Here is a 16,744-nt window from a genome sequence, read left to right as displayed (position 1 = left end):
GATAAGTATACCTATATTTAAATCAGTTTAACCATTTTTTGAGCTTGTTATGCAGAATCACTGGGTCTATCGGTTTCGCGATATAATCGTCCATACCTACGGACAAACATTTTTCTCTATCCCCATCCATTGCATTTGCTGTCATGGCAATAATAATCACCTGTTTATGCTGAATACCACCATCACCACGGCGAATACTCTCTGTGGTTTGATATCCGTCCATTTCCGGCATTTGGCAATCCATTAAAACACAGGTATAAGGTTTTTCATTTGCAGCTAGATTTAATAACTCAAGGGCTTCAATGCCATTAGCTGCAACCTCTATTTTTAGTTGTAGTTTACCCAGCATAGCTTCTGCGACAGCTTGATTAATTAGATTATCCTCAACCAATAAAATTTTAGTTTCTTGGGGCCAAACATATGTTTGCTCAGCCGAAGCTTCCAACATAGCACTTTGGCCTGATTTAGCTAACGTCTGTATGTATTCATGTGTGATCAAAGGACGCGCTTTAGCTAAGACATCCCCACCATTTGCCACAATAGAAATTGCTGCAAGTAAGTCTGTTGCTGTAGTTGGTTTAGAGAAATAACCGACAAAACCTGCATCGGCAATATAACGAATATCGCCATGTTGGCCAGCCGATGTCATCATAATTAACGGGATATCTTTGGTTTTTGCATCGGATTTTAATTTGCTCGCAAGCTCCACCCCATCCATAACAGGCATTTGCATATCTAAAAATGCTAAGTCAAACGGCTTGTTAATCTTAGCGACTCGGCATAAATCCAACGCTTGTTGTCCACTATAAGCTTCAGATATTTTTATCCCCCAACAACCTAACTGGCTACGAAAAACATCTAGATTTGTATGGTTATCGTCAACCACTAATACATGTAAATTTGAAACATCTGTATTAGGAATAGCCGCTTCAGCAAGATCGCTTTTTTGGAGTAAAACTTCAAAGGTAAAGGTGCTTCCTTCATTAGCTACACTTTGTACACTAATTTTCCCACCCATAAGTTCAACTAATTTTCGGCAAATTGCCAACCCAAGACCTGTGCCACCATACTTACGAGTTGTCGACGCATCTACTTGATGAAACGGCGTAAACAACAAAGCTTGTTTTTCTGCGGGAATGCCAATACCACTATCGGATACGGCACAAACAAATTTGTACCGCTTGTTACTATTAACAAAGTTATCTTGTAGCTCGGCTCTAATTACAACTTTACCTTGGTCGGTAAACTTGATCGCATTACCCACAAGGTTGGTTAAAATTTGTCGAATTCGTCCGGGATCACCTTTGACATTGTTGACCTTAACACCTCGCAAATCCAAAATAATTTCTAAACCTTTTGAGTTTGCTTGAAACGCCATAGCTTCAGAGAACTCTCCCAACATCAATGGTAAATTAAAGTCGAGTAACTCAAGTTCTAATTTGCCAGCATCAACTTTGGAAAAATCTAAAATATCATTGATTAATGTTAATAATGACTTGGCGCTGGTATAGGCAATTTTAACTCTATGTTTTTGTTCCGGAGTCAGCTCTGAATCAACAACCAATCCCATCATACCTAATACACCGTTCATTGGCGTACGGATCTCATGACTCATACTTGCCAAAAATTCACTCTTGGCTTTGACGGCTTGCTCCGCTTGTACTTTGGCCTCAATTAAATCAGTTTCAACCTCTTTGCGCTGGCTAATATCCAAATGAGTGCCCAATACGCGTAATGGTGTTTTATCCGACTCACTTTCAACTATCAAGCCTGTTGCATGTAGCCATATCCAGTGGCCACTGATATGGCGAAAGCGAAATTCGCAGTGATAGCGATTCGCTTTATTTCGACTATGCCGTAAAAAAGCTTTAAACACCTTATATTTGTCATTCGGATGGACCGACTCCAACCATAAATCCAAGGTATAATTGCGCGCAACTTGCTTGTCTAGGCCTATCATCTCCATCCATTTTTGATTAACCGCAATATTTCCAGATAAAACATCCCAATCCCAGACACCTACTTGGGCACTTTCGACCACTAAAGCTAACTGATTAGATTTTTCGGTAATGCTAGTTTCGTGTTGCTTCTTCTGGCTTAACATGTGATTAAAGGTATCAGCCAACTGCTCTATCTCATCTCCAGTCGAGACCTTAACTTGGACATTGTCTTCTCCCCTTGCAACTTTTCCTGCCGACAAAGTTAATTCAACCAAAGGCAAAGTAATTTTTTTACTTTGATACATAACCAGCAGCAATACTATCGCACAAGTAATAAATACCACTGTCAGGGTAATAATCCCTATATCATTGGCACTAGAAAACACCTGACTGGTTGAAACCTCACTGATTAATTTCCAGCGAATATTTTTCACTTCAACATCATGAACCGAAGCAATAACAGCTAAACCTTGGTTATTGGTGTACTGATACAAATCTGCATCTAAGTCATAACCTTCAATTAAAACGGTGAAATTAATTGCTTGGGTAAATACGCTATGCCACTGGCCTTTTTGCTGTGGCGTTCTTAGATAACCGTCACTATCAACCAAAAATTGATTCATAATTAAACTTTGATCTAACAAACTCTCAATCAAGTTTAAGATACGCTCGAGCGAGATTTTTAACGCCAGTACACCAATTCTTTCACCTTCGGGTGTTAATAGTGCGGCCGTTAAAAACCCAGACACTGGATAATTACCTCGCCGTCTGGTTGGATATATTTCGAAATCAGAAAACAGTGTTTCACCTGTCGATAAAGTTTGCTGTGTTATCTGTGCAAAGGCACTGTCGGTAAATTCATCTGAAAATAAATTACTGCCAAAATCTTTGTCTTGCAAAATACTGAACAAGATATTGCCCGAGTCATCAATTAAATAGAGATCATCTATGTAGTCATAACCATTAAAGTACTGTTTAATCGGTGACTGAAATTGATGAGCAATTTGCGCCCAAGCATAACTACGAACAAAGGATTGTGATGATTGATTACTATGTAAATGTGCATCTCTGAGTTGCTGCAACATTTCACTGTAGTGTGGTAACTGAGCTTGACTCGCAATATCCATTAATCGATAGTCAAACCAATTATTAATAAAGTTAACGGTTAACTTAGATGTTTGTTTAAGTTTGTCTTTAGCTTGCTCAGCTAAACCTAGCTTAGCTTGCTGATAACCAATAAAAGAAACAAACAAAATAGGTACAACTGTTAAAGCGACAATCAACACCATTAACCTATGGCTCAACTTTGCATATTTTTTTCTAGGTTGATTGGCTAACAAGCTATTCATATTCACCCTCTTCTAGGGCAAATTCTTCGATATTAATAGGTTTAGCTAAAATACCTGCTCGAACCGAGTAGGTCATTATCATTTCTAAACCGGCTTTATCTATATTTAAATCTTGGTAATTGATGACGTTTAAATGAGGAGATAAGCTTGCAATAATTGCATCTCTATTATGTGCAGGTATGTGTTTGCGAATAATATCTACAATATCATCAAGCTCAACACCGCCTTTCATTCTTGCTTGCTCTATATCATCACCAGCTTTTCTCAAAAAACGATTCACCTCCAATACAGCTTGGGTTTTATGCAACACGGAGTCATCTTTAACTAAAGTAATACATTCAACATGCCCTTTGGGCCAAGCTAATACATCTTTTGAATACCAAGCAACATAACCAAAACCACCTGTTTCAACCACATCAGCCCATGGTAATGACTGCTCAAATGCAGCAGCAATACCTCTATTACTCTGCGCTTTAATATGCAATGGTGCTAGAGTCGGAGCGACATCTATGATCCTGACATCAACGTTTTTTTGATTATCAAAACCCAACCGCACATTGTGTTGGGACAGAAATTTGTACAAGACAACTGTGTGAGTCGACTTGATATGCGGTACGGCTATTTCTAACGGTCGAATTTGTTTATAAGACAGCTGTTTAATGGCTAAAGCTAATTCAGCTGTTGGTTTTCGATATTGGCGCTCGTTTGCCAATTTAACTTTTTGTTTGATCGCCTCGTTAATTGCTAATGCATTGCCGTCACGATGCATTAAGCCAATCCAACGAAAATTCTCTTTTTCTAAGAACATATCCATAGCAAGTGGACTCATGACAAATGCCATATCCGCGTATTCAGACTGAAAGTAAGCGCGTAATAAATCCCAACTTTGCATCTGTTTAATATGGAAATCTGCATATAACATCTGCTCACGATATTTTTCATAAGCAACCAATGCAGCATAATGATCAGCTAAAGGTATATATAATGCGGTTATATTTTGTTTTGCTTGGGATTGCTTTTCCAACTGGACAGCATGCAGGTTTTGGCTGGCTATACACGTGAAGACACAAGCTAACCAAATGATTAACCCATAGAGGTTTTTCAATTTAAATCTAACAGAGACATCCCATATAGCCACGATCTGTAGCGCCATTTTATCGTTTTGCGGATAAATTTAAGCATAGAACAAAATTGATATTTTTCTGCACATCAAACGTCAAACACTCTCTAGATATTTCTTTTCTCTGCATTATAGATTTGCGGTAACATACAGTTTTGCAGTAGTAGGTACGTAGTTAATGCTAAAAAAGCTATTAAAAATTTCTGAACCAACAAAACCTCAAACGCCTTATCAAGCCATAGGCGGAGAAGCAGGCACACGTTTGTTAGCCAATCGTTTTTACGATTTTATGCAAACTGACCCACATGCTAAAGACTTATTGGCTATTCATCCACAGCCGATGGACAGCATTAGGCAAAGGTTTTTTGAGTTTTTGTCCGGTTGGTTAGGTGGCCCAGGATTGTTTGAACAAAAGTATGGTCACCCAAGATTACGCGCGCGCCATCTACCTTTTGAAATTACCGCACACCAACGCGATTTGTGGATGTTATGTATGAATCAAGCGTTAGAAGAAGTGGTAACAGACAAATTAATGCGCCGCCAGTTGCAAGCAAGCTTTTATCAACTCGCAACGCATATGATTAATACCGACTAAGATAACTAACCCAGCCAGTTTTGAGGTTTAAGATATCTCTGATATAACAGTGCTTCGGCACTGCCCGCTTCAGGTTGGTAGTTATACTGCCAACGAGCAAGTGGCGGCATCGACATTAAAATTGATTCTGTGCGCCCACCTGTTTGCAAACCGAACAAAGTACCGCGATCAAATACTAAATTAAATTCGACATAGCGGCCGCGGCGATACAATTGGAATTGACGCTGTGCTTCTGTGTATTCAACATCTTTGCGTTTTTCAATAATCGGCACGTACGCATCGATAAAACCTTGACCAACAGCTTTGACAAAATCAAAACACTTTTCAAACGGCCAATGGTTTAAATCATCAAAAAACAATCCCCCCACACCACGGGTTTCATCTCTGTGTTTTAAATAAAAATATTCGTCACACCATTTTTTGTATTTAGGATAAACCTCATCACCAAAAGGTTTACATAAATCAAATGCGGTTTGATGCCAATGGACTACGTCTTCTTCAACTGGGTAGAATGGGGTTAAATCAAAGCCACCACCAAACCACCAAACTGGCTCAGCACCGTCTTTTTCCGCGATAAAAAAGCGTACATTTGCATGCGAAGTTGGAATATGTGGATTTTTTGGATGAATAACTAAAGAAACACCACAAGCTTGCCAACGACGACCTTTTAATTCTGGCCTATGTGCAGTTGCGGCAGCGGGCATAGCCTCGCCACTGACATAAGAAAAGTTCACTCCACCTTGTTCTATTACTGCGCCATCCGTTAATACTCGAGTGCGACCACCGCCACCTTCTTCACGCTGCCAGTTGTCTTCAATAAATTTACCTTGACCATCTACTTGTTCTAAAGCTTGGCAAATTTGATCTTGTAATGACTGGAAATACTGAATAACGGTTTGAATATCTATTTGCATCATCCGCGAAATACCTTGCCTGTTATCGGGTTAATAATTGTACTTGGATTAGTTGCACCGCCAATTTCGCCTTGCACGATAAAATCAACTTTATCGGCAAATACATGCGCAACTTCAGCAGCAGACTTTAGTGATTCTTCACCAGCTAAATTAGCACTAGTTGAAACCAACGCGTGCCCTAAACGACGGCACAAATCGCGCGCACCTTCATGCGCAGTAACCCGTACCGCAATTGTATCAAACTGACCGGTTAAACATTTGGGCGTGGTACTTTTAGCTGGCAACAATAAAGTGAATGGCCCAGGCCAATGGGAAAAAGCACTATAGCGTTTGTCTTGTGGAATTTTAGCATCATCAACAAATGGCAATAACTGCGAATAGTCGCTGGCGATTAAAATAAGCCCTTTATTAATATCTCGCTGTTTCAATTCTAATATTTTCAGTACAGCTTGCTCATTGTTAGGATCACAACCTAAACCAAAACAAGATTCTGTCGGGTAGGCAATTACCCCACCTTGATGGACGATTTCAATTTCAGAAAGGATTTGTTTATCAGTCATTGCAATACAAAGCTAAATTGAAGATAGCTCATTATACTGATTAACTGATTAAATTCAGCTTAAGCTAACCTTATGACCGCATTTTTTCTGTGGACAGACAAGCACGTCTTTGCCACGCAAATGTTTTTGCAACATGACAGGCCAGCCGCAAGCTTCGCAGCTTTGTTTAACCGGTGGTAAGTTCACTGCATAATCACATTTAGGGTATGCAGAGCAGGGATAAAAGGTTTTACCAAAACGATTTTGTTTTTTCAGTAAATGACCTTTTTGACATTTAGGGCAATCAATTTGTGTGTCGTTATCCTCTTGGCCATCTTTATTTTCGATAAAGTGACAGTCAGGAAAACCTGAGCAACCAATAAAGATACCAAATCGCCCATGTTTAACCGCAAGCGGTTTTGAGCATTCGGGACACTGAGAGTCAGGGATAAGCCGATCCAGATCAGGATCATGTTCTGGATGCAAAGCTTTGGTGTAATCACATTTTGGATAAGCGCTACAACCTAAAAAAGGTCCTGCTTTACCATTGCGAAATACCAGAGCTTCGCCACATTCCGGACAGGATTCACGCTTGTTCGCGATATGTTCGAATAACTGTGAATCTTTAGTCATTGCTGCCCAGAAGGTGCTCCATAGGGTAATTAATTAGTGTAATGGACCATCGGGTTCTTCGAACACCAATTCTTCCATTTGAGTATAAGCATTTTCATGCCCTGGCACGTTGAACAACACCATCAACACAACCCATTTAAGGTCGTCTAACATAAATTCAGGTGTTTCTAATGCCATTACTCTATCAATCACCATTTCACGCGTTTCAGTGTCTAACACATTAATTTGTTCTAAGAACAAAATAAATCCACGACTCTCCGCATCCAAGCGCATGACTTCTTCGTCAGTATAAATACGCACCGAAGAACATGGTGAATTTTTAGTTAGGTAAGGAATTGTGTCTGAGTTTTGCAAATCGGCTAGCTTTTCAAGCCAGTCGAGTGCTTTATAAATCTCATCGACTTCAAAACCTGCTTTGATTAATTCATCAGTTAACTGATCGTGATCTACAAACACTTCAGTTTCACTATGAATATAGTTCTCAAACAAGTACATGAGGATATCAAACATAATTTATTCCCTCCTCAATCGAATGTAACCACCCGATGTAGCAGCGATAAGACCTTGAAGTTCAAGATCCAAGAGTTGAGATAACACTACTTCAATTGACTGCTGAGTCCTTGCCACCAGTTCATCAATAGAGGTGACCTCATAGTCTAACTTAACCAACAATTCGTTACTTGTGAAGTTTTCTTTGTGACTTTTTTGCATTTTTTCCGAATTTTCTGCAATTTCTGTTGGTTCAGATAACCAATGCCAAACGGATAACTCATTTAATATATCGGCCGTTTGGGTAACTAATTTAGCCCCTTGCTGAATGATTTGATGACAACCTAAGGTGCGTGGGTCATGAATGCTGCCGGGTATTGCGTATACTTCACGCCCTTGTTCTAACGCATATTTAGCTGTTATCAAGGAACCACTTTTTGGAGCAGCTTCGACCACCAATACACCTAAACTCAGACCACTAATTAAACGGTTGCGCCTTGGGAAGTGTTTTGGGCGGGGCTGGGTGCCCGGTTCAAACTCGGATAAGATCAAACCTGTTTGTGCGATTTGTTGGTATAAAGTTTTATGCCTTGCTGGATAAATTACATCAACCCCAGTGCCAAACACAGCTATGGTTTTACCATTAGCCGCTAATGCCCCTTTATGTGCTTGGCCGTCGATACCACTAGCAAACCCGCTGGTTACCACTAAACCTTTGCTGGCTATATCTCTGGCAAAACAAAAGGCATTTTCAGCACCATAATGTGAGGCATTACGGCTGCCAACTAAAGCAACTTGCGGCTGTTTGAGGAGTTCAATATCACCTATCGCATATAAAACAAAAGGTGCAGAAGCAATTTGTTTAAGTTGTTCAGGGTAAGCTGGATGCTGCCAATGGATAATATGATGAGCAGGATTACTTTGCTGCCAAGCTATTTGCTGCTCTATCAGCTCATGCGGGATTGAATTCAACTCAGCTATGTCTTGTGCTTTAAAACCATAACTAAGTAACTTATGTTCAGGATCGGCCAGAACTTTATCTAACGACCTGTATGTCAGTTGTTGCATCCATTTACGCGAACGCAAACCAAGTTGTTTAATGCGCAGCCATGCGCGGGTAGTGTCATCCATGAGTAATCCTATTTATTCAGGTAAAGCAACCATATCACCTAACTGCAATGCTTTTTTTGTATCAGTCACCAGTGCATAACTTAATTCATTGTATGTTTTAAATACAACTAAATTACCAATTGCTTCAAAAGGCATTTCATAATCACTAAATGGATTAAAGCGGTGGAAAAACTGACTAAAACGACCTGCATCTTCTGTATAAACAGGTTGGTCGTCATCCATAATTATATCTGGGCCTTGACGATAAACGCCCAAAACATGTCCAGGTTTTAACCCATGTTTGCTACCTGAGTTAATCACCACAACTTCAAGTTTACTGAATTCAGATAAACCACTTGAAGAAGTTAAAATTTTCGCGTCTATCGCTTGCTCTGGAATGGTCAAAGTAAAAGTTGCTGGTAAAGATTGGTCAGTTAACAAAGATAAAAGTTTATCGCCAGAACGTACTTCACTTTTACTAGTAACTATACGTAAACGCGCTGGGTGATCTTTCTCTTCATCCTCACTACTTAAAACCCGCGCCGTACCTGTGAGTTTTAGTTCCTGAGCATTACTTGAGAAGAAACCTGTATCGTACTCTCTAATTTTGCGGTAAACCCCGTACAACTTGCCTGTGTCTAACTCACCTGTTGCGTAAATTAAATCACCCTTCACTTTATTTTTGGTATTAGTATCACCACCAATCACCATAGACGCAGAGTCAAACTCGTTTTCAAACAAGGTTCGTTCGTAATTCAAATAAGGCGTGATCACATTTAACGGCAGAGTAGCAATAGCTTCGTAGCGTTTGTACTGGATACGTTTAGACGGAGACAACTTAACAACATTATTATTTGCAGCGGTTTTAACCACTAGCTTAGGTTGACCTTGCTCATCATAAATCAAAGCCAATACATCACCAGGATAAATTAAATGTGGATTTTCAATTTGTGGGTTCATGCCCCAGAGTTTAGGCCACTTCCAAGGAGAATTTAAAAATAAAGCTGAAATGTCCCACAGCGTATCGCCCTTTTTCACCACATATTCTTGTGGTGCATCGTCGCGAATTTTTAATACATCAGCAATCGATTGAGTTGCCACGATTAACATGCATAAAAAGCTAAATTTTAAATATTTATACATACTGCGTCCTTGTGTGACGAATTATTATGAATATGCGTCTAATAGTTATAAAATGTCTATCAAGTAAGTATAGCATTACAGCATAACTTAAAATTTACACAAAAGTAGTTAAAATTACATAATATTATGGCGATTTATCAAGTATTAAAGTTCCCAGATGAGCGATTGCGCACAGTTGCTCAACCGGTTGAAAAAGTTACCGACGAAATTAAAACAATTTGTGATGACATGGTTGCAACCATGTATGAGTCGCAAGGTGTTGGTTTGGCTTCTACCCAAGTAGATGTAATCCATAGAATTTTTGTTGCCGACTGCAGCGAAGAGCAAAACGAACCTAAAGTTTTTATCAATCCTGAAATTGTTGAAGCACAAGGCCATCGCATTCACGAAGAAGGCTGTTTGTCTTTCCCGGGTGTTTACGCCAAGGTTGAGCGTGCAGATGTAGTAACAGTCAAGGCGTTAGATAAAAACGGTGAAGAGTTTAGTTTAAAGGCAGATGGTTTAATGGCAATTTGTATTCAGCACGAATTAGACCATTTAAACGGCAAACTGTTTGTTGATTATTTGTCGCCACTTAAACGTCAAATGATCAAAAAGAAATTAGAGAAAGAAGCTAAGCTTGCTGCAAAACAAGCGAAAAAATAAGGTATTGGTTTGGCATTAAAAATTATCTTTGCTGGCACGCCTGACTTTGCCGCACAGCATTTAGCTGCATTATTGTCGTCTGAGCATGAAATCATTGCTGTATATACTCAACCAGATAGACCCGCTGGACGCGGTAAAAAGCTACAAGCATCCGCGGTGAAACAGTTAGCGTTAGAAAATAACCTGCCCGTGTTTCAACCTGAGTCTTTAAAAGATGTTGATGCACAACAGCAACTTGCTGAGTTAAATGCAAATTTAATGGTTGTGGTTGCTTATGGTTTGTTATTGCCACAAGTGGTGTTAGATACACCAAGATTAGGCTGTATTAATGTGCATGGTTCGTTATTACCCAAATGGCGTGGTGCAGCGCCGATTCAGCGTTCAATTTGGGCGGGGGATGAATACGCTGGTGTGACTATAATGCAGATGGATATTGGTTTAGATACAGGTGACATGCTGTTAAAAGCACAGATAAAAATCGCAGAGCAAGATACTTCTGCAACTTTATACAACAAACTGGCAGAATTAGGCCCAAAAGCTTTAATTGATTGCATCCACCAAATTGAAGCTGGCACTGCAGTGGCTGAAGCCCAAGATGACAGCCAAGCGAGTTATGCAAAAAAACTCAGCAAAGAAGAAGCTTTAATTGATTGGCAATTGCCTGCAGCTCAGCTTGAACGCAACATTCGCGCTTTTAACCCTTGGCCTATGGCATTTTTTAACTGCAATAACCAGGCAATTAAAGTGCATAAAGCACAAATATTAAGCTCAGATAAACAACTACCTGCTGGCACAATAGTGCAAGCAGATAAAAGTGGTATTGATGTGCAAACTTCTGAAGGTATTTTACGTTTGCTCGAATTGCAATTACCGGGTAAAAAACCTCTGGCAGTTGCAGATATATTGAATGGCCGAGCAGACTGGTTTCAACAAGGAACACAATTGTGCTAAATACTCGCGCGCTCAGTGCGCAAATTATCTATGCGGTATTAGACGAGCAAAAATCGTTAACCGCTTGTCTCGCGCAATTGCCTAAAGATTTATCCGCTTCGCAAAAAGGGCAAATTCAAGATTTTTGTTATGGCTGTTTACGCCAGTTTCCAAAACTGAACCGTTTGATTAACCAGCTTTGCCATACCAAGTTAAAACCTGAGCTTAATCAATTACGTTATTTGTTAGCAATTGGTATCTATCAATTACTTGATGAAAAAGCAGCAGAGCATGCCGCAATAGACGAAACCGTTGAAGCTAGTAAACAAATGGGTTTGTATGCATTTACTAACATGATAAATGCGATACTGCGAGAGTTTCAGCGCGAACGTGATACTTTGCCTTTGGATAACCCACAAGATGTGCAAGCCACCCATCCGAACTGGTTAGTCAAACAATTAAAACAAGCTTATCCAAAAGGCTTTAAAAAAATAATCGCGGCTAATTTGCAACAAGCGCCTATGTGGCTGCGCATCAATCAGCAACAGTATGCTGATGCACAGAGTTATTATGCCCTGTTGCAACAGGCTGAAATTAACTTTATTGCCGACAAAAAGAATCCACACAGTATTAAATTAGACGCACCATTAGCCGTTGATAAGCTACCAAACTTTTTTGATGGTGCGTGCACAGTACAAGACGCTGCTGCACAAAATGCCGCGCGTTTATTACAACCACAAGATGGTGAACGCATATTAGATGCTTGTGCTGCACCAGGTGGCAAAACCACACATATTTTGGAGTTAGCCCCAAAAGCTCAAGTAGATGCACTAGATATTGAAGTTGAGCGACTTGAGCGTGTTGAACAAAACCTTGAACGGCTTAATCAACAAGCACATGTAATTGCAGGCGATGCCAGTGAACCACAACAATGGTGGGATGGTATTTTATACGATCGTATCTTATTAGATGCACCATGTTCAGCAACAGGTGTGATTCGTCGCCATCCAGATATTTTATATTTGCGCCGCGAAGATGATATTCAGCAACTTGCACAACTGCAGCACAAAATACTTAAACAAATGTGGCAAATACTTAAACCAGGTGGCACTTTAGTCTATGCAACTTGTTCGGTATTACCGCAAGAAAACAAACAACAGATCAGCCAATTTTTGGCACAAACATCGGATGCAGAGTTACAAAGTATTTTTGCCTCAGACACAGCGGCTGATCCAGGTTGGCAAATATTGCCAAACCAACAAAACATGGACGGCTTTTATTACGCTGTATTGAAAAAACAAGCATAAATACAAAAACCAGGGTAAATCAGCACAATTATGAAAATAATTATCTTAGGCGCAGGCCAAGTGGGCGCAACTTTAGCGGAAAACTTAGTTGGCGAGCACAAAAGTAAAAACGACATCACTTTGGTGGATGCTGATGCAATGCGTTTACGTGAGTTGCAAGATAAGCTCGACATTCAAGTGATAGTTGGCCAAGCAAGCCACCCAGACGTTTTGAAAAAAGCTGGCGCTGAAGATGCTGATTTATTGGTGGCGGTAACTAACAGCGACGAAACCAATATGGTTGCCTGCCAAGTTGCTTACACCCTATTTCATACACCAAATAAAATTGCGCGTATTCGTTCAGAACAATATACCAAATACCGCACTCAGTTATTCCACGACCACGATATGCCAGTGGATAATATTATCTCGCCTGAGCAATTAGTAACTAAATACATTAAACGTCTAATTGACTACCCAGGTGCTTTGCAAGTTATGGGTTTTGCTGGTGGTAAAGCGAGTTTAGTTGCGGTAAAAGCTTATTATGGTGGTATGTTGGTAGGCCATGCGCTATCTGCGTTACGTGAACATATGCCGAACGTAGATACCCGCGTAGCCGCAATTTATCGTCAAGGCCGTCCTATTCGTCCGCTCGGCACAACAGTGATTGAAGCAGATGACGAAGTATTTTTTATCGCTGCAACTAAACATATTCGTGCAGTAATGAGTGAGTTACAAAAGCTCGAAGCTTCGTACAAACGCATTATGATAGCCGGTGGTGGTAATATAGGTGCAGGTTTAGCTCGCCAGTTAGAAAGCACGCATAAAGTAAAACTGATTGAACGCAATCCTGAGCGCGCCGCGCATTTATCTGAAAACCTAGAAAACACTATCGTATTTTGTGGTGATGCGGCTGATCCTGAACTACTAAACGAAGAACATATAGAACAAGTTGATGTATTTATTGCAGTAACCAATGACGACGAAGCGAATATTATGGCGGCCATGCTCGCGAAACGCTTAGGTGCACAAAAAACTATGGTGCTAATTCAACACACAGCTTATGTTGATTTAGTTCAAGGTGGCGAAATTGATATCGCCATTTCACCACAACAAGCAACCATTTCTGCGCTATTAACTTATGTGCGTAAAGGCGACATAGTTAATGTATATTCTTTACGCCGCGGTGCCGCTGAAGCAATTGAAGCAATCGCCCATGGTGATAAAGAAACCTCAAAAGTAGTCGGCCGGCAAATTAAAGATATCAAACTACCACCTGGCACAACCATAGGCGCAGTGGTACGTAAAGACGAAGTGATTATTGCGCATAACAGCACAGTGATAGAGTCAAACGACCATGTGATTTTATTTTTGGTCGAGAAAAAATATGTTAGTGAAGTAGAAAAACTCTTCCAGCCAACGGCGCTGTTTTTCTAGACTAGCTGTCCACACCAACTTTTAGGTTGTTAATAGATTGGGCCGTTACCAGCTGCTATTTGAATGTAAAAACAATTGGTGATGTAACAAAACAATCGTTATCAGTAGCACAAAACTCAGCCGTGATTGTCAATTCAACCTCAGAGGGCAACTCATATATCGCCATGATTGAGTCTTGGCTATAGACTTGCCCAAGCGTTGTATACCTTGGAATTTTTTGCCCTGAAAAATATGTACAGTGTGCCTTAAATGGGTATTTCACTCTATAAATCACCCCAGTTGGTCTATCCTCAAACCTTAATCTAGGCCCACCACCTGAATCAATGCAAAGCGAATAAGAAGATGATATTTCAGAGTAGCTTGCATTTCGCACATTAATTGAAAGGTTACCTTTATGATCGATTGATAGATAATACTCCTCTTTATCCTCAGCAATAACCCAGCCTGAAGCTGTGGTATAGATCAGTAAAATAGCAACAAACCTTGTCCAATATTTCATATCCATTCACCTAGTTCGATAAACATAGAGCATTAAACACCTACGACCGCCAAAATGTCGGGGTAAACAGTACCAATAAAGTAAATATCTCAAGTCGGCCAAATAACATAGCAACCACTAAAATCTGTTTGGCGGTATCTGGAATATTGCCAAAGTGCGCGGCAACTTCACCTAAACCTGGGCCTAGGTTGTTTAAACAGGCTGCGGTCGCTGAGAATGCGGTTAGGTCGTTCATACCTGTAGCCATTAGGCTTATCATAGTTATTACAAAAACTAACGCATAAGCAGAGAAGAATCCCCAAATTGCATCAACCACTTTATCAGGTAATGCACGGCGGCCTAACTTAATTGAGAACACGGCTTTTGGGTGAACTAAACGGTTAAGCTCTCGTACACCTTGTAAATATAACAAAACCACTCGCACTACTTTTAACCCACCACCGGTTGAACCAGCGCAGCCGCCAATAAAGCTGGCGAAGAGTAATAAAATAGGTAAAAACAGTGGCCAATCGGCAAATGAGTCGGTAGCAAAACCAGCGGTTGTGCTGATAGATACAGCTTGAAATGCGGCTTGGTTAAAGGCGGTTTCTGCTGTGTCGTACACTTGATGCTGCCACAGCACGGTAAAACACAACAAAGTCAGTGCGAGCTGAATTAATAAAAATATTTTAAATTCAGGATCTTTAAAATAATTAAAAATTGAACGGGTTTTAACAACACCATAATGCAGTGCAAAGTTAACCCCAGAGATCAACAAAAACACCACACAGATCCAGTTGATAATAGGGCTATCGAAATAACCTAAGCTGGCGTCATGGGTAGAAAAACCACCTATAGCTATAGTTGAAAACGAATGACAGATTGCATCAAAAAAAGTCATACCAGCTAGCCAATAAGCACCGGCACAAGCAAGCGTTAAAGTAAGGTAGATGTACCACAAATGTTTAGCTGTATCGGCAATGCGCGGGGTCATTTTTGAATCTTTAACCGGCCCTGGCGTTTCCGCTCGATATAACTGCAAACCACCGACACCTAACATAGGTAAAATGGCCACAGCCAAAACGATTATCCCCATGCCACCTAACCATTGCAGTTGTTGGCGGTAAAACAAAACAGCTTTCGGATAAAAATCTAGGCCAGTTAAAACGGTTGCCCCAGTGGTGGTTAAACCAGAAAAACTTTCAAATATGGCGTCCGTCATACTAATTGACGGTGCACTCATAAACGCAAAAGGTAGTGCCCCCGCTAATCCCAGAACAGTCCAAAACAACACTACAATTAAAAAGCCTTCTCGAGCTTTTAATTCACTGACTTCTTGGCGGTTTGGGTACCACATGGTTAAGCCAATTAAAAAGCTCGCAACAAATGCTAAAACAAAAGCTAAACCACCACCGTCTTTATAAATCAGTGAAACCAACGCAGGCGGCAACATAGTAAAACTAAATATACCGACCAAAATGCCTAATATTCTTATTATCGCGCGATATTTCATGGTTAGGAGAGGTTCACTTTTGTGTTTTTTGCAAGCTAAGCTGCATATCCTTTAATTTATTAGCGAAATTCTCGCTGTTCGTTGCATCAAGTGCAAGCAACAATCGAACATTATCTGCATAGTTTGTCTCAATAATTAGTCCATCGCATTGTTTTAACCAATATTGAATTTGATCAAACTGATGATATTCACAGGTTAATTGATATTCCTGCCTGATCACCTTTTCTATGGTTGGCAAAGTTTCAAGCGCAAGTTTAACTCCACCAGCATAAGCTTTAACAAGTCCACCAGTACCGAGTTTAACCCCACCAAAATAACGGATGGATATAGCTAATACTTCACCTAAACCTGAACCTTGTAAAACCGCCAACATGGGTTTGCCAGCTGTGCCAGAGGGTTCACCATCGTCAGAAAAACCATACTCATTTGAGTTAGACGGTGCGCCCGCAACAAAAGCCGAACAATGATGGCGCGCATCCGGATAAGCTGCTTTTTGTTGTTGAATAATTTGTTTGGCGTGATTGCTATCTTGCACAGGAAAAATCTGCGTAATAAAACGGCTGTTTTTAATCACCTCTTCAACTTGGTGGAACTGCGCTGGCACTGGGTAAACGGACATAAAA

The 16,744-nt window shown here is 40.3% G+C and carries 16 protein-coding genes; 5 read left to right on the top strand and 11 right to left on the bottom strand.

Annotated elements, in window-relative coordinates; genetic code table 11:
- Nucleotides 1-22: 22 nt before the first annotated feature.
- Together ACMZOO_RS10090 and ACMZOO_RS10085 are read right to left on the bottom strand one after the other, a co-directional pair.
- Nucleotides 23-3,289, bottom strand: coding sequence for a response regulator (locus ACMZOO_RS10090; RefSeq protein ID WP_440903234.1), 3,267 nt, complete (start codon nt 3,287-3,289; stop codon nt 23-25).
- Nucleotides 3,282-4,313, bottom strand: coding sequence for an ABC transporter substrate-binding protein (locus ACMZOO_RS10085; RefSeq protein ID WP_440903233.1), 1,032 nt, complete (start codon nt 4,311-4,313; stop codon nt 3,282-3,284). Before ACMZOO_RS10085 ends, ACMZOO_RS10090 begins: the two co-directional genes overlap by 8 nt.
- Before the next feature lie 274 nt (nt 4,314-4,587).
- Here ACMZOO_RS10085 and ACMZOO_RS10080 point away from each other — a divergent pair, with 274 nt between their 5' ends.
- Nucleotides 4,588-5,004 carry a group II truncated hemoglobin gene (locus tag ACMZOO_RS10080; protein WP_440903232.1) on the top strand — a complete coding sequence of 139 codons (417 nt, stop codon included), beginning with the start codon at nt 4,588-4,590 and terminating at the stop codon, nt 5,002-5,004.
- A gap of 5 nt (nt 5,005-5,009) precedes the next feature.
- On the opposite strand, the gene hemF is transcribed toward ACMZOO_RS10080, so the two are convergent.
- The 6 genes from hemF to ACMZOO_RS10050 are packed head-to-tail and all read right to left on the bottom strand — an operon-like array spanning nt 5,010 to nt 9,832.
- The gene (gene hemF / locus ACMZOO_RS10075; protein WP_440903231.1) at nt 5,010-5,921 is read right to left on the bottom strand and encodes an oxygen-dependent coproporphyrinogen oxidase; all 912 of its coding nucleotides are present in this window, start codon (nt 5,919-5,921) and stop codon (nt 5,010-5,012) included.
- Nucleotides 5,918-6,478 carry an L-threonylcarbamoyladenylate synthase gene (locus tag ACMZOO_RS10070; protein ID WP_440903230.1) on the bottom strand — a complete coding sequence of 187 codons (561 nt, stop codon included), beginning with the start codon at nt 6,476-6,478 and terminating at the stop codon, nt 5,918-5,920. Before ACMZOO_RS10070 ends, hemF begins: the two co-directional genes overlap by 4 nt.
- 54 nt (nt 6,479-6,532) lie before the next feature.
- Nucleotides 6,533-7,090, bottom strand: coding sequence for a topoisomerase DNA-binding C4 zinc finger domain-containing protein (locus ACMZOO_RS10065; protein ID WP_440903229.1), 558 nt, complete (start codon nt 7,088-7,090; stop codon nt 6,533-6,535).
- Nucleotides 7,091-7,123: 33 nt separating this feature from the next.
- Nucleotides 7,124-7,600: a DUF494 family protein gene (locus ACMZOO_RS10060; RefSeq protein WP_440903228.1), complete on the bottom strand. Its 477-nt coding sequence runs from the start codon at nt 7,598-7,600 to the stop codon at nt 7,124-7,126.
- A gap of 3 nt (nt 7,601-7,603) precedes the next feature.
- Entirely contained in the window at nt 7,604-8,710 is a 1,107-nt protein-coding gene (gene dprA, locus ACMZOO_RS10055) for a DNA-processing protein DprA (RefSeq protein ID WP_440903227.1), read from the bottom strand.
- A 12-nt stretch (nt 8,711-8,722) separates the two neighbouring features.
- Nucleotides 8,723-9,832 (bottom strand): LysM peptidoglycan-binding domain-containing protein, encoded by a 1,110-nt coding sequence (locus tag ACMZOO_RS10050; RefSeq protein WP_440903226.1) that lies wholly within the window; start codon nt 9,830-9,832, stop codon nt 8,723-8,725.
- 126 nt (nt 9,833-9,958) lie between these two features.
- On the opposite strand from ACMZOO_RS10050, the gene def reads away from it, so the two are divergent.
- The 4 genes from def to trkA are packed head-to-tail and all read left to right on the top strand — an operon-like array spanning nt 9,959 to nt 14,130.
- Nucleotides 9,959-10,477 (top strand): peptide deformylase, encoded by a 519-nt coding sequence (gene def, locus ACMZOO_RS10045; protein WP_440903225.1) that lies wholly within the window; start codon nt 9,959-9,961, stop codon nt 10,475-10,477.
- A gap of 9 nt (nt 10,478-10,486) precedes the next feature.
- Nucleotides 10,487-11,428, top strand: a complete 942-nt coding sequence (gene fmt, locus ACMZOO_RS10040) for a methionyl-tRNA formyltransferase (RefSeq protein ID WP_440903224.1) — start codon at nt 10,487-10,489, stop codon at nt 11,426-11,428.
- Nucleotides 11,422-12,714 carry a 16S rRNA (cytosine(967)-C(5))-methyltransferase RsmB gene (gene rsmB, locus ACMZOO_RS10035; protein WP_440903223.1) on the top strand — a complete coding sequence of 431 codons (1,293 nt, stop codon included), beginning with the start codon at nt 11,422-11,424 and terminating at the stop codon, nt 12,712-12,714. The genes fmt and rsmB overlap by 7 nt, the downstream gene beginning before the upstream one ends.
- 30 nt (nt 12,715-12,744) lie before the next feature.
- Entirely contained in the window at nt 12,745-14,130 is a 1,386-nt protein-coding gene (gene trkA, locus ACMZOO_RS10030; RefSeq protein ID WP_016957010.1) for a Trk system potassium transporter TrkA, read from the top strand.
- A 55-nt stretch (nt 14,131-14,185) separates the two neighbouring features.
- On the opposite strand, the gene ACMZOO_RS10025 is transcribed toward trkA, so the two are convergent.
- From ACMZOO_RS10025 to ACMZOO_RS10015, 3 genes are read right to left on the bottom strand one after another with little or no spacing between them, the layout of a single operon-like run.
- Nucleotides 14,186-14,629, bottom strand: coding sequence for a hypothetical protein (locus ACMZOO_RS10025; protein WP_440903222.1), 444 nt, complete (start codon nt 14,627-14,629; stop codon nt 14,186-14,188).
- Between the two features lie 40 nt (nt 14,630-14,669).
- Nucleotides 14,670-16,121 carry a TrkH family potassium uptake protein gene (locus tag ACMZOO_RS10020; RefSeq protein ID WP_440903221.1) on the bottom strand — a complete coding sequence of 484 codons (1,452 nt, stop codon included), beginning with the start codon at nt 16,119-16,121 and terminating at the stop codon, nt 14,670-14,672.
- Nucleotides 16,122-16,134: 13 nt separating this feature from the next.
- The gene (locus ACMZOO_RS10015; RefSeq protein ID WP_440903220.1) at nt 16,135-16,740 is read right to left on the bottom strand and encodes a YigZ family protein; all 606 of its coding nucleotides are present in this window, start codon (nt 16,738-16,740) and stop codon (nt 16,135-16,137) included.
- Between the last annotated feature and the right edge of the window lie 4 nt (nt 16,741-16,744).

This window comes from Catenovulum sp. SX2 (assembly GCF_052056295.1).
Taxonomy (GTDB): domain Bacteria; phylum Pseudomonadota; class Gammaproteobacteria; order Enterobacterales; family Alteromonadaceae; genus Catenovulum.
Note: the sequence above shows the minus strand (reverse complement) of the source record. Positions and strands in the feature narration are given on the sequence as shown.

Bases quoted from the DNA above. Each gene is read 5' to 3' on its own strand.
- ACMZOO_RS10090 (WP_440903234.1), bottom strand. From the start codon at position 3,289: ATGAATAGCTTGTTAGCCAATCAACCTAGAAAAAAATATGCAAAGTTG.
- ACMZOO_RS10080 (WP_440903232.1), top strand. From the start codon at position 4,588: ATGCTAAAAAAGCTATTAAAAATTTCTGAACCAACAAAACCTCAAACG.
- hemF (WP_440903231.1), bottom strand. From the start codon at position 5,921: ATGATGCAAATAGATATTCAAACCGTTATTCAGTATTTCCAGTCATTA.
- ACMZOO_RS10070 (WP_440903230.1), bottom strand. From the start codon at position 6,478: ATGACTGATAAACAAATCCTTTCTGAAATTGAAATCGTCCATCAAGGT.
- ACMZOO_RS10065 (WP_440903229.1), bottom strand. From the start codon at position 7,090: ATGACTAAAGATTCACAGTTATTCGAACATATCGCGAACAAGCGTGAA.
- ACMZOO_RS10060 (WP_440903228.1), bottom strand. From the start codon at position 7,600: ATGTTTGATATCCTCATGTACTTGTTTGAGAACTATATTCATAGTGAA.
- dprA (WP_440903227.1), bottom strand. From the start codon at position 8,710: ATGGATGACACTACCCGCGCATGGCTGCGCATTAAACAACTTGGTTTG.
- ACMZOO_RS10050 (WP_440903226.1), bottom strand. From the start codon at position 9,832: ATGTATAAATATTTAAAATTTAGCTTTTTATGCATGTTAATCGTGGCA.
- def (WP_440903225.1), top strand. From the start codon at position 9,959: ATGGCGATTTATCAAGTATTAAAGTTCCCAGATGAGCGATTGCGCACA.
- trkA (WP_016957010.1), top strand. From the start codon at position 12,745: ATGAAAATAATTATCTTAGGCGCAGGCCAAGTGGGCGCAACTTTAGCG.
- ACMZOO_RS10025 (WP_440903222.1), bottom strand. From the start codon at position 14,629: ATGAAATATTGGACAAGGTTTGTTGCTATTTTACTGATCTATACCACA.
- ACMZOO_RS10020 (WP_440903221.1), bottom strand. From the start codon at position 16,121: ATGAAATATCGCGCGATAATAAGAATATTAGGCATTTTGGTCGGTATA.
- ACMZOO_RS10015 (WP_440903220.1), bottom strand. From the start codon at position 16,740: ATGTCCGTTTACCCAGTGCCAGCGCAGTTCCACCAAGTTGAAGAGGTG.